Source organism: Mesorhizobium sp. KR1-2, assembly GCF_040045035.1.
In the GTDB taxonomy this organism is placed as follows: domain Bacteria; phylum Pseudomonadota; class Alphaproteobacteria; order Rhizobiales; family Rhizobiaceae; genus Pseudaminobacter.
The window spans coordinates 221,173-233,753 of the sequence record NZ_JBDZDS010000006.1 but is presented as its reverse complement, the minus strand read 5'-3'; the positions used below and the strand labels follow the sequence as shown (position 1 = coordinate 233,753).

9 protein-coding genes and 2 pseudogenes are annotated in these 12,581 nt (G+C 56.5%); 7 read left to right on the top strand and 4 right to left on the bottom strand.

What is annotated here, in order from left to right; translation table 11 throughout:
- Positions 1-84: 84 nt before the first annotated feature.
- The 3 genes and pseudogenes from ABLE85_RS14460 to ABLE85_RS14450 all read left to right on the top strand — a co-directional run.
- Entirely contained in the window at positions 85-402 is a 318-nt protein-coding gene (locus tag ABLE85_RS14460) for a hypothetical protein (RefSeq protein WP_348793427.1), read from the top strand.
- 2 nt (positions 403-404) lie between these two features.
- Positions 405-680, top strand: a complete 276-nt coding sequence (locus ABLE85_RS14455) for a DUF1488 domain-containing protein (protein WP_348793426.1) — start codon at positions 405-407, stop codon at positions 678-680.
- A gap of 322 nt (positions 681-1,002) precedes the next feature.
- A pseudogene (locus ABLE85_RS14450) lies at positions 1,003-1,199 on the top strand (dihydrofolate reductase family protein); the annotation flags it as partial.
- A gap of 301 nt (positions 1,200-1,500) precedes the next feature.
- On the opposite strand, the pseudogene ABLE85_RS14445 reads toward ABLE85_RS14450, so the two are convergent.
- Positions 1,501-3,842 (bottom strand): annotated as a pseudogene (locus tag ABLE85_RS14445) (hypothetical protein).
- Positions 3,843-3,998: 156 nt separating this feature from the next.
- Between ABLE85_RS14445 and ABLE85_RS14440 the strand changes: the two are divergent.
- Together ABLE85_RS14440 and ABLE85_RS14435 are read left to right on the top strand one after the other, a co-directional pair.
- Positions 3,999-4,910 (top strand): HNH endonuclease, encoded by a 912-nt coding sequence (locus ABLE85_RS14440; RefSeq protein ID WP_348793425.1) that lies wholly within the window; start codon positions 3,999-4,001, stop codon positions 4,908-4,910.
- A 236-nt stretch (positions 4,911-5,146) separates the two neighbouring features.
- Positions 5,147-6,034 carry a DUF3102 domain-containing protein gene (locus ABLE85_RS14435; RefSeq protein WP_348793424.1) on the top strand — a complete coding sequence of 296 codons (888 nt, stop codon included), beginning with the start codon at positions 5,147-5,149 and terminating at the stop codon, positions 6,032-6,034.
- Positions 6,035-6,053: 19 nt separating this feature from the next.
- Here the strand turns inward: ABLE85_RS14435 and ABLE85_RS14430 are convergent, their stop codons facing one another.
- Entirely contained in the window at positions 6,054-6,665 is a 612-nt protein-coding gene (locus tag ABLE85_RS14430) for a hypothetical protein (RefSeq protein WP_348793423.1), read from the bottom strand.
- 149 nt (positions 6,666-6,814) lie between these two features.
- Positions 6,815-7,387: a type II toxin-antitoxin system VapC family toxin gene (locus ABLE85_RS14425; protein ID WP_348793422.1), complete on the bottom strand. Its 573-nt coding sequence runs from the start codon at positions 7,385-7,387 to the stop codon at positions 6,815-6,817.
- Positions 7,388-8,243: 856 nt separating this feature from the next.
- Between ABLE85_RS14425 and ABLE85_RS14420 the strand changes: the two genes are divergently transcribed.
- On the top strand, positions 8,244-10,292 hold the full coding sequence (locus tag ABLE85_RS14420; protein WP_348793421.1) for an AAA family ATPase: 2,049 nt from the start codon (positions 8,244-8,246) through the stop codon (positions 10,290-10,292).
- A 450-nt stretch (positions 10,293-10,742) separates the two neighbouring features.
- A complete protein-coding gene (locus tag ABLE85_RS14415; protein WP_348793420.1) occupies positions 10,743-11,108 on the top strand; it encodes a hypothetical protein in 366 nt (121 codons plus the stop codon).
- A gap of 604 nt (positions 11,109-11,712) precedes the next feature.
- On the opposite strand, the gene ABLE85_RS14410 is transcribed toward ABLE85_RS14415, so the two are convergent.
- Positions 11,713-12,555, bottom strand: coding sequence for a DUF3800 domain-containing protein (locus ABLE85_RS14410; RefSeq protein WP_348793419.1), 843 nt, complete (start codon positions 12,553-12,555; stop codon positions 11,713-11,715).
- Between the last annotated feature and the right edge of the window lie 26 nt (positions 12,556-12,581).

Here is a 12,581-nt window from a genome sequence, read left to right as displayed (position 1 = left end):
ACGCAACAGGCTGCTGTAGGCGGCAAAGGTTCGCGGCCAGGATCGAATGAAGGAGCCTTGGATCGTCTGGTGAGGAGTACTGCCATGCACATGAGCGACCAAATAAACGAGAGTAGCCGAGATGCCATGGATATCAGCGCCTGGGAAAATGAGGGTGGCGCGCTGGCGCAGCACAGCATCCACCACAACTATGACCGCCGGGTGGAGATGGATGGGTCATGGACGATCTATCACGTATTCACTGGAGTCCCTGCTGTCTTGGATGGTCGTGCCATGACCGGACTGCGACGAGCGGAAGCCACCACCATGATGATTAATCTCAATGCCCGCAACGCCCTAGGATGCAAGGTAGCAAGACGGGCCGAAGTGACGCTTTCTGAGCCGACCCAGACGGGACGCTAGCTATGACGCTGATCTTTCCCAATCGATGCCGAAGTTATGACGAAACCGCGATGCGCATTCGCTTCATTGGGTATGATGGAACTTTCCAAATACCCTTCTCAGTCAAGGTACGAGCACTGTTGAACGTGGTGCCGGCGATGGATGCCGAAGAGAAATGCCTGGCAGCTTTTGACGCGGCCCGCTTTACAATTCTGGAAGCGGCGCAGAAGGCGTATATTCCCGGCAACAAAACCTTCTATGTCCTGACGGAAGCCGATCTCAGAAGCACCGGACGTTAGTGATCCTTCCGCCTTGCGCGGGACGCGCAGAAGCCGAAACGTTGTGACGCGATGGAGCCTTGCCATCTCAGTGGGACGGTGGCATTCGCGCGGAAACAGAGCGGACCGATGCTGTATTCTCCGTCGCAAGGGAAAATGTAGACTATGAACGCGATCAGCTTTGGCTTTCTCATGTTTGCGTGCTTGGTGATTGCGCTCACGATCATGTATGTATTCTTTCGCTGATGAGTCTCCATCAATACCTGCGATCGGTCGTGTCAAGGCAACGGACATCTCGGAGCGTCGGGAGAAACGCCTGAACGCAGCATTCGGCAACCCACTGGAGATTGAAGTTTCCGGACCGGAGTTAGCGGAGGTCTGACCGACCTGGGCCTTGTCGACGAGTATCGATTGTACCTCCATCCCGTTGTGCTCAGCGGCGGCAAGCCGTTCTTCGCCGGGCCGCGGCCCCCACTGCGCCTCGTGGCGAGCGATCGTATCGACGAGGACGTGATCAGGTTGACATACGTTCCAGCATAGTCACGGCAATTAGCTCGACGGACCGCTGAAGAGGCGGCTTTCGGGATCGGCGACGGTAGTCTTTAATGTCCGCCATGAGGTCGGCAACCGAATGGCGGCTATCCCTTGGATACGGCCAGAACCGGACAGTCGGCAGTCGGCCCCACTCGAGACATTCGACGTGTCCTCGCCAAGCTTCTGCCGCCGCGATGGTAATCGTTGTCATCTTGGATGCATCTGGAGCTTCCGAAACTGGCCGATCACGCAGCATGCGCAATAGCCCTGTTGCACCTATCAAGAGTTGGGGAAGCGATGGTTCGCACTAGGCGGCTTCCCATACTTGGTTCAAGATCTTGGCAGCAAGTGCGGCTTTGTCCCGCGGTAGAAAGCGTCCATAGTGACTGGCGACCATGTCCGGTGTGTCCTGGATTGCGTAGCTTGCCTGCTCATAGGACCCCGTTTGCTTGAGGATGTGCGTGGCAAGAACGTCCCGGACATTGTGTGGCCCGTGGGGAAGCAGCCCCTTGATAGCCCCGCGATTAGTGTAGGGATTGTAGATGCCGTAACGTTGGATGGTCAGTCGCCAGGCCTCGTAGAAGGTGGTTTGATTGTAGGCGGCATCCTTGCTTGTGGTTTTCACCGTCTTGACGAAAAGCGTGCCGGGATCTTCGGCGCCAGCGAGCAGCACACCGCGGTGACGCTCGATATAGGCATTCAGATATTCATAGAGGTCCTGGAGGTTGGGCAGGATGAGCCGGAATGGTTTGGAGCCGAAGAAGGACGAGTTCGCGTTCTTGAAGGCGTTGGACGGGATCAATACTTCCCAGCCGTGATCGCGATCGCTCCAGCGGATCTCGCCGCGCTTCATGTCCTCTAGGCGCCGTTCCGACGTCGGAAAATGTCCACGCGGGCAAACGAGCAATTGCCGCAGGTTCTTCTGACGAAGACCGAGGTGGAGGCCGAGACGCAACATCAGGAAAGATCGAACTGCTTCGGCCGCCGCCCGCGGATAGCGATCCTCATCCGGCATGCGCTTGATGATCTCATCGGTGATCTTGCGGTATTCGGCCAGCGGGCTGTCCGCCTCCAACACGCACATGATCGGTTCGAACGGGTCACGATGAATGCGCGCCACGCGCTGAATCTCCTTCGAACGCTGCGAGGCGTGTTTGAAGCAGGTGTCGCAGGCGGCATGCCAGTCCTTCTGGGCAGCAGAGATTTCAGCAGCTGTGATCAGACCTGGAATCGGCTTTGCATTTTGGACCAACTCCGGATGCTGCCAGAGCCAACCGGTCTCGGGCCGTACCATGCTGAGGAGGACGCTCAGCATGTCGTGTTCCCATGAGGTGTAGAAGCCTCGACGCTTCTCGCGCCATTGCAAGTACCAGTCCCAGATGCCCGGAAAAATGAGCAAGCCGAAGGTCAGTTGGCCGAGCGGGACACCGTAGCCCTTCACGGCTCCCTTCGGCGATGCCGCTAGCGCGCCGAACATCAGGCCGAGATGCTCGATTTTCTGCGAAGCCGTCTCTTCCCCCAGACCCCGTTGCGCTGAAACCCGAGCGTGGTCAGTGTGGCCGTCTTGAAGCGGATGAGGTTGGCCATTTCCATGGCGAGCCGGGGAGGGGCATCGACAACGCCGGCCAGCAGATCCGGATCCTCGATGGCGCTGTGGTCTGCCTCGCCATCCCATTCAAGACTGTGAGAGCCGGAACGCGGTGAGAGTGCACCGCCATAGGAGATGGCGGGAAAGCGAATGGCATAGCGCTGTCTTATTGCCGCCGCCTGGAAGCGCCGGTAGTCGGTCGAGCCGGAAATGACGATACGGCGAACCCATTCCAGGATTTCCTCGCGTTTGCTGAACATCAGGCTGTTGAAGTCGTCCGGCAGATGCCAGGCGAGTCTTCGCCGCTCCGCGGCACTGATGTCCTCACCAAGGTCATGACCGGATGCCGATCGGGACTGATGTGGAAGCTTCGCCTTGAAATATCCGGTGGGCAAGCGGTAGCGCCGCTCGATACGAGACAGGATCTCGAAGCTGTTCACCGACCGTGGCACCTTGGAGCCATTCGTCCAGCTCAGGAGGGTCTTGTGGTCGAACGTCTCGTGTTCGCCGGCGACGGCACGATAAAGATGCCAGTATGTCTCACCATGACGGCGCATGTGATAGGTGAGCGCCTGCTGGAAGCTGGATGGGTCATCGGCCCAATCGAAGAGCGGCCTCGGGAATTCTTCGATCGGTTTGGGTGGAACTCCGGTCTTTGCCTTGACCCGATGGGATGACGTTGCGGTGGACGTTTTGGCCGGGCGAGGGCTGGAAACACGCGATGGGTGGACTGGCTTGCTCTCTGCGCGTGCCGGTATCGAGAGATCCTGATCTTCGGAACGTTCCTTGTCGATCCAGCGGATGATCGCCTCCAGGCCGGCTTGCAGGTTCTTTTTGAGCTCGGCCGTCACTTCCCATTCAAGGCCGCAGGCATCGGAGACGGATTGCCAATCGATGCGACCGGATCGCATGGGCGGCGGTTTGCGATAGATGATGAGGCTGGAGAGATACGGTTTGATATTTTCCAGAGCCCGCCTGGAGACGAGCGGGGCGATGCGCACATCGCAGAAGTCAGAAATCTTGCGCTGAAAATGTCGAGATGAAGCAGTCTGAATTGTCATGCCAGTCTTAGGTTCGGATCACTCACCGGCACAAGCGCCGGGGCGTGGCCTGCTAAGGCTATGTGGTAAACGAACTCTAAACTAAGGGCGGATTCCGTGCCGACGCGCGTGCAAAGCTCATATCGAGAGCCGAGCTGGCTGTGCTAACCATCAAGCATGGGATTCGGGGTCTTCATTCATCGCTCGGATTCGATCTACGACGATAGCCCAGCGGAACAATATCAGTTTCCGAGCCAATATCTCGGTCGTGTGCAGGCCTGCGTCGGAGACTGGATCCTCTATTACGAGCCGCGCAAGGTTGCCGCGACGAGAGGCTATTTTGCGATTGCCAAGGTAGCCCAAGTAATTGCCGATCCGAAAGCGCCTGGTATGTATCTCGCGCTCATCGAATCAGGCAGCTACCTCGATTTCATCAATCCTGTTCCATTCAGTGGGCCGGACGGTGTCATCGAACGCGGTGTCTTGAACGCGGAGGGGCGGATTTCCGGGCGGGCGCAGTCCGCTGTTCGACCGATCTCAGTCGCGGATTTCAATCGTATTGTCACGATCGGCCTCGACGAGCATGAGCCTGAATTGCCGCGGCTGGAGGAGCCAAGGACAGTGCTCCCTGCCGCCGGGTTTGAAGACGAAATTCAGGCACCTTTCACGTTCGAAGAGGAGCGCGACCGCGTTAAGCAGATCTCGTCTCGGATCGTTCGCGACAGGTTGTTTCGTCGCCTCGTTCTGCAGGCTTACGACAAGCGGTGCGCAATCACCGGGCTGAAGCTGATCAATGGCGGTGGGCGCGCCGAAGTTGATGCCGCGCATATCCGCCCGGTTGAGGCGAACGGGCCCGATATCCTAACCAATGGCCTTGCGCTGTCTGGGACGGCCCACTGGATGTTCGACCGCGGCCTGATCAGTCTTTCAGATGACCTCGACGTTCTGATTTCAAGACAGGCCAACGACCCGGAGAGCGTCCGAGGACTGATCAACAAGACAGGCAAGGCGATTGTACCTTCGCGAGCGTTTGAACGGCCTCATCCACATTTTCTGCGATGGCATCGTGAGAATTGCTTCAAACACTGAAAGCGAAACGAAAAATAAGGCGGTATTCGTGGTTCGACCCGATGCAGAAACGGCGGTCTGGTCGCCTCGTTTAGTCACAATGGCCCGTTAGGCTCTCAGGCGACTGGCAGCGTCGCGTTCCTCGAGACAAATCCCCAATCATTGTGCATTTGAGAATTCAGTAAGCACCAGATTGCTACATCACCCGCTTTATCTGAATGGTGAGTGAGATGGGAATGATGGGACCTGGAAATGTTGTGGCCACCGACGTAGTGCTCGGATTTGACTACGGCACAGTGCCGACAACGGTCCGTGACGCATTGCAAGACGACGCCCGCGCTATCCGTGGTCGCCTCATTGAAGCCGCCGGAGCGCTGATGGACATCGGGGAACGTCTCAATCGGGCTCGCGAAGCACTTCCTCATGGTGCGTGGCTGCCGTGGTTGATGACAGAAGCGGGCATGTCGGAGCAATGGGCACGTGATTGCATCAGGGTCTATACACGCTTCCGCAGTGATCGATCGATTTTTCAGGAACTCAACGTTGCACTTCCTCCGACAGCTATCGTGAGACTTGCCAGCGCCCCGGATGCCGCGTGCAATGATGTCCTTGACCGAGCCCGCGACGGCGAACGGCTTCGTGTTGTGGACGTTGAAGCAGTAATCAAGCAGCATCGGCAGCAGGCGCTAGACGGGCGCGCCAACGGCGCTTCGGAGCCAGAAGTGAGCAAGAGGGAAGGAGGCGCGGGAGCACTAAGGAGACTCGCGGACCAGGCTCGTGACGAACTCGTCCCACAGATTGTGGGCCGCGCTCAAGCCGTTCTCGATGTGCTTGCCGACGCGGAGCAACGGCTGGCAATGGGTGGCAAGGTCACCGCCGAGAGCCTTAAGGGACTCCGTTCAGAGGCACAGTGGCTAGTCGATGGCCTGGAGCAGGCGACACAACGACGTGCGCCGGGGCAAGCCAAACTGGTTCACCAGACCTTCCTCGACCGCGCGCCGATGGATGATGGTCCCTGGGTCGAGGCTGCCGTCTTTCTGCGAAGCATTTCAAGTTCCGACGCGCTCGCGAACGCACTGAAAGTCGGCGTGCCGGCATTCGTCGACCGGGGAGTTCGCGCTCTACGTCAGGCGCTGGGAGATTGAAGTGCGTCCTGACATTGCGTCAATCACGCCAGCGCCTGATTGACGTGTCTGGCCCGATTTGAGTTTCATCAAGTTCGATTTCAACAAAGCGATGCAAGATCAGCGATGCAAGCCCGGCCATTGGCAAGATCTCGCGGAACACTGAAAGAATTTCAGCCACAGATGCCGTGCCATGCTCATCCAGTGCCGAAAGCACTCGGACCCGATCACCGAGCGGACATTGCCATCGAACATAGCGAAGCAAGTCGCGTGCATTTTCAAGCCGGAAACCAACGCCCATGAGCTCCAGGCCGTTGGGCAGATAACGGAGACCATGCGCTGCGGCTTCCTCAGCAATCCAAGACGGCGCTTCTCCAGAAAGCGCGTCCACTAAGACAGGCCCGTCAGCTCGTTGAACTAAAAAATCAGGAACATGCACCGTCTGACTATGCCGAAGTGCCAGTGGCAGACATGCCCATGACAGAACACTTGTGTCGACATCCAGGAGGCAGCCGAGATTCCTGGCGGCCTGATTTCGAAACAGCGGGCTGCCGATGCAGCGGACGGCGCCAGTTGGATAAAATGCTCGCCGACCGGCTTCGGCACGAAGGGATTCGAGAAATTCTGATTGGGAAACAATGCTCGGGTACAAGGGACACTCCATACGCACGCAACAGCCAACAACAGTTTTGCCAAAATTGGCAGCACTGGGGTTCAGCGTATCGGCCGTATGTTTGTCCTGGTCATAACGCGAGAACAAATATAGAACATATATATCGCAGTCAAGCGGAATACCTGCGTTTACGGGAGCGCAGTGGTAGGCTGACGATGATCGCCATGGGAAGGTGGAATTAGCCATCGTCCTTGTTGCGGGTCTAGCAGGCCTGGCAATCGAAAAAACCGGTGAATGTACAAGAAGTCCCTTACGTTCATCGAGGCGATTGGTACCGAGTGAACGATCGCTGTTGCTGCGATTGAAAGATCCTGTCCCATCCGAAACCTCTTCTTGGTCAGCGTTGGGACCCAGAGGTTGTTCAGCGCCGGCACTGCGGTCATCTGTGCAAAAAGACGTGCGACTGCCGAATCCATGCCAAGAAAGGGAATATCGGACTCTAGCAGTGACTGCAGCCAACGGCTGAGTTCGGACGCTTTGGCCGGATCGCGGACGGAGATATCCCAGATACCCCGCTCTATTTCGATGACCGCTCCGAACGGGATCGCCAAGCCTGCATGCGTTTCATGCAACCAGGCAGTGACTTGAGGGCAAGGGCGTTTAAGGGCAAACTGGCTCAGCACATTAGTGTCGAGCACGTACATTTCGGGCTCTTCAAACACGACAAATAAGACCTGTAACAAAAAACGATGCAGAACCATTGAAGCGAGATCACCGGCTTTTCGTTAACGGGTCTTCGAATAATGCCAGCAAGGGTCCTGTTGAGGTCGGATATGGCAAAAAGGCACATTGAGACGGCAAAGCTTGGTTCACGGACCTGGACGTTTGAGGAAGTGCTGCATCGGCTTGACCAGCTCTTCGATGAAGCCGCGACCAACGGTCCGCAGCGGATCAAGGCTCTGGACCGAGAGTTCAGCTTGTCCTTGGTGAAGGACTCCTCCTCACCGAAAGGGAAGGGAATCCTAGGTCGAGGAGGACATTTGGAACACACCGATTTCGGCGACGACTAAGGAAGACGCTGTGGGATGGCGAGCCGATCGGCAATACGAGAGAGCACAGGACGCGGCTTTTCGCGAATGGAAATCGTCACTGTCTTGGCGCGAGTATGCGACTTGGCAGGCTAGGCGGTGGGGCCCATTTCTAAGCGGCGTTGCGCCGCTTATATCGCATTTCAGGCAGCTAGGGATTTTTTCCGATGACAACGAGGATCGCTGAGCCTCGTCCGTTCGTTCTTCTGGTGAGTCACACTCTGCAGACTTCCGTCCGCTTGTCGTTGACGCCTTGACATCAATCCATCCGTTCCCTATACGTTCCGAACCATGAATACCGATACGGTCCTCGATCTCATACGCTGACGCTGAAGATATCGCCGCTCCTGAGCGGCCTCGGCGAATATGTGTAATCGAGAACTTCATCATGATCTCCACCTCAAAGAAATCCGAGGCGATGACGAGAGTCTGGAGCCGAGCGCTAATACGCCAGGCAGCCTAATCCCGATTATCCGTTATCAGTTTCAGCCGCGTCGGCGTTGTCGGCACGGATTACGAGGTGCCGTGCATGCGTTTCACTTCCATTGACCAAAGCGACGCCGATATTGCCGCAGCTTTCCGTCAGAAGCTCCGTCAATCGTTTCCCAGGTTCCTTGCATACTGCGGAATCATGCGAGCTTGTCGAGAGGTCCCACAGGCCCGCGGTCGAGGACCCGTTGTCATCGGGCTCGTTTTACCCGCGGGAGCGGACGCAGATACCTATGAGCGTGCGGTGCAGTATGCTGCGCACGGACATTCATATCTGAATGGTGGGCAGGACCTCACGAAAGTATTGACGAGCAAGGCCGATCGAAGAGGAAAAATGGATGGCGCGGATGTGCAAACCGCGCTTGTGTCCTGTCGCCGAATTTTCTTGCTTGCTGAAAACCTGTCATGTGTGCCGGAAATTTTCCGACTGGCGGCGGACGGAGTGATTGATGTCCCTCCGGTGCTCCCGAGACACATCGTTGCCGGTGCGAAGATGTGTTTAGGACTCAATGTCTCCGCTGAGCAGGGCGAGTTCATGGCAACGGTCCCCATGCAGGTCCTTGTTTCGACGTTGCGCCGCGGTCGTCCTGTCTCAACAGCGATCAAGCTGATGAGAGAGGCCATGAAGCCGAAGCCAAGGGATGTGACCGGCCCCACATTGGACGATCTCCACGGGCTCGGCCAAGCCGGGGACTGGGGTAGGGAACTCGCGACCGATCTAGGGGACTGGAGAGCCGGGAAGATTGGCTGGGAGGACGTAGACCGGGGGATTCTCCTTAGCGGGCCGCCGGGAACCGGCAAAACTACTTTTGCCGGAGCACTTGCCCGTTCCTGCGGGGCGCATCTTGTGCTTGGGTCGTTGGGGCGTTGGCAGGCCAAGGGCCACCTCGGCGATCTCTTGAAAGCTATGCGTGGCGCTTTCGATGAGGCTCGGTCAAACGCGCCGTCAATCATCTTCCTGGACGAGATCGATGCAGTCGGGGATCGGGAACGGTTCAGAGACCACAACGCCCAATACTGTACCGAGGTTGTTGCAGCGCTGCTCGAATGCATCGACGGTGCCGAGGGTCGGGAAGGCGTTGTTATCGTAGGTGCGTGTAATCATCCAAACAAATTGGACGCGGCCCTCGTTCGAGCGGGAAGACTGGATCGGCACGTGCACATTGGTCTGCCCGACAGAAGCGGCCGTGAGGGTATTCTGAGATGGCATCTTAGAGAAACGCTTGTGACTGCCGACTTGTCGCCAATCGTCGAGCGCACCGAAGGATGGAGTGGTGCGGCGTTGGAGCAACTCGTACGCGGCGCACGTCGACGTGCAAGGCGTGCGCGAGTGCAAATGACCGTTGCGCATCTGGAAGCCGAACTCCCGCAGCGTACTCAAATTCCACAGGAACTACGCCGAAGGGCTGCCATCCATGAGGCCGGTCATGCGGTCGTTGCGCTGTGCCTCGGTGCGGGAGAAATCGCGTCAGTATCAGTGGCGGATCATATCGAGCCTGCTGGTGGACTGCAGGATGTGGGGGGAGTTGTGCTTCAAATGACCTCGCTACTAGAGCGTACGAGAAGCCAGCTTTTGGATCAGGTCGCCGTCTGGTTAGGCGGCCTTGCCGCCGAGGAAACGGCTCTCGGCGAGCGATCCGCAGGCGGTGGCGGCGCAAAGGGCTCCGATCTGCACACCGCGACTTTGCTCGCGCTGAGGCTTGAGGCTTCATACGGCTTGGGCGACGGCTTAACCTATTTATGTCCCGATAACGAGGACGCACTTTTGGGTGCGCTTAGGTTGGATCGCTTCCTTCAGGCGCGTGTTGACAGAGTCCTGGCTGAACAATTCGCGCGAGCCCGGAGGATCATTGACGAACGCAAGAGCCAACTCTCTCGTCTGGCAGAAACCCTTCTTTTGAAAGGGGCGGTCAGCGGTGATGAAGTGCAAGAGATCGTCGGAGACAGTTCCCACTTGACGGGGCGGGATCTGATTGAGCGCTTCGGGCACGATGGTCCCCCAAGCGAGTTGGTAAAGGATGTCGCAAAAGAGCAACCCTTCGGATCGTCGAGGTCGAAAAAGGAGCCTGGAGAAGGATCAGGCGGCTAGGGACTTACCGGATGCACGAAGCCGAGATCAGGCAGCAACTGCCACCGGTGTTGCGAATTCCGCAGGTCTCTTTGCTCCAAAATATGGTTCGACCACAGAAAAGGTACACCATGTCATCGATCGATTTCATGCTTTCCGAATTCTCCCGATTGCGAGAGCTCGAACTGGTAAAAGCTAGCTGAAGATGGATGACATAGTTCGGGCAGCACTAGATCATCTCATTGCCCAAGAACTAGAAAGCGAGATGTTAGGAAGGCTTCTGTTCTTTCCATACCTGATGCTGGCCGTTCCCTGGGTGGATGATGAGATCGGGCGAGGAAGTATCAAAGCTTCTAGATAGAGTGGTCCCGGCGGCTAAAAGCACTGCGGAGGACTAAACACGACAAGGGAGGTTGACGCCAACAGCCCGGCGCCCGATCCTTAATATATCGGAAACAGAAGGTGAGGGTGATGGAACGAAGCCCGCAGTACATATGCAAGCTTACCGAGGATCAAAAGCTCCACGTTCTCGATGGGCTTGAGCGAGCTGGCAGCATCGGGATCCTTGCTCGTCTTCTGAACGGAAATTTCTCTGATCTGGCAACTTCGGCGTCAGACAATGTAAGAGCAAGGTATGCTCGCTGGCAGGAAGTCGCGAGGCAAGGGCTAGCCATCGAGGCGGAATGGGGCGAAGGCGCGCTCCTGAAACTCGACGACCCAGTCTATGCGGATCTACGCAAAAAAGGGCTTATGAACCCGGATCGCATCCGAAATGCAGAAGCGTATTTCGTTGCTCATCCCATCTTATGGGAATTCAATTCTCCGAGCCGCTTATAGGCGGCAGCCAAGTCGCCATCCACGGAATGTGGTTCCCGATTATTTGTGGGAATGACGAAGTACCCTACATGTGCTCCGTCTTTCCAAGTTTCCCAGACTTCGCCATCTTCACTGCTGTCGACCAGACGTTCTTGGACTTCCAAACGTTTCTCCTACTTAAGTTTCGGCAGGACCAACCAGTCGAAGAAACTTGCTAATAGCCTGCATCGCCAAGTCAATCACCACTTCAGGATTCGCTGGTTGGTGTCAACCAGGCCGAGTGATTCGGCAGGCCTTTGCGAGTGGTCGTAGAATTGGAGTGAGGTTTCCTCTTTGAGCTTAATCCGCCCTGCAGCTAGGAGGGCACATCATGCAGGTAACATCGTCAGCGGTAACCAAGACTGTTGGTGAGGTGATGGCTTTATAGCCGAGTTCGGCTTTGCTGAGCGGCCGACAAAGAGAGACGAACGACTTTGTGCCGCGCGCGCATCGTTTCAAGCGGCGGCTCACAATTTTGATGATCTAAAAACTCTTGAAAAATCTAAGGTAACACTCTAAACAGTATCTATGGCTTTGCCACGGGGTCAGGCTTCACGCCGACCGCCTTAAGGGACCTTCGGGTCCCTTATGTGTTTCTAGGGTTCACCCATTCCTTGTATGGATCATCATAGCAGGAGTACTTAACAGCGATCGTCTCGTCGCCGTTGCTTCTCAAGTCGATGATTTGCCCTGCCTCTGACATACGGTCATGCGCTCGATTTTTTAAGCCAGTTGGGCGGTGACCGAGGGGGTGTAACACGAGATCAGCCAACTGCAGCATGGGATTGCTTTTCCCGTCTGGCCAGATGGTCAGAAGGGTCTCCGTCAGCTCATCTTTCGTTAGAGGCCTATGTTTGGATGAATTTGTCGAATCAAAGCCAGTTCCGTTTTTGAGAAGTCCCTCGAAGTAGTTCTCGATTAGGCGGTCTTCGGTCGCTCCTGTGCGTTCGTAGGCAACGGAGAGTTTCCGGCCGACGAGCCTCGCGTACTTGGCCGCACGTTCGACTGCGATGTCGAAGGCCGTCCTGCTCATCTGCCATCGTGAACCTTCGGTGTGCTTCTCATAATATCTGTCGCGATAGCCTGGGCGGCAGATCACGCAAGCATGGGCTGTAATGCGCTCATCGATGATCAGGGCCTCCAGCTCTTCGAAGAAGCGGTTTTTCCGGTTCTCGTCTTTTTTCAGGAAACTGAATTTGCCCTTTCCTGATCGAATCTTATTTCCGTGCAGTTCCGGCACATCCCAGCGCTTGCAAAACTTTATTGTGGCATCAGAAAGCGCCTGGACCGCCTCCGAGGGAACGATTATCCCACCGAGGCCAAAGCTGAATATATGAGCCTCCATAGGTAGGGCATCACCTGGCTTGCACATGGTACGAGTTCCGAAATCGTCCATGAAAAAGGTCAGATGAGGCTGTTCATCGTTCACAATATTTCTTTCCATCACAAATGCTC

Coding starts and splice junctions, on each gene's coding strand:
- ABLE85_RS14460 (WP_348793427.1), top strand. CDS start 85: ATGCACATGAGCGACCAAATAAACGAGAGTAGCCGAGATGCCATGGAT.
- ABLE85_RS14455 (WP_348793426.1), top strand. CDS start 405: ATGACGCTGATCTTTCCCAATCGATGCCGAAGTTATGACGAAACCGCG.
- ABLE85_RS14440 (WP_348793425.1), top strand. CDS start 3,999: ATGGGATTCGGGGTCTTCATTCATCGCTCGGATTCGATCTACGACGAT.
- ABLE85_RS14425 (WP_348793422.1), bottom strand. CDS start 7,387: ATGGTTCTGCATCGTTTTTTGTTACAGGTCTTATTTGTCGTGTTTGAA.
- ABLE85_RS14420 (WP_348793421.1), top strand. CDS start 8,244: ATGCGTTTCACTTCCATTGACCAAAGCGACGCCGATATTGCCGCAGCT.
- ABLE85_RS14415 (WP_348793420.1), top strand. CDS start 10,743: ATGGAACGAAGCCCGCAGTACATATGCAAGCTTACCGAGGATCAAAAG.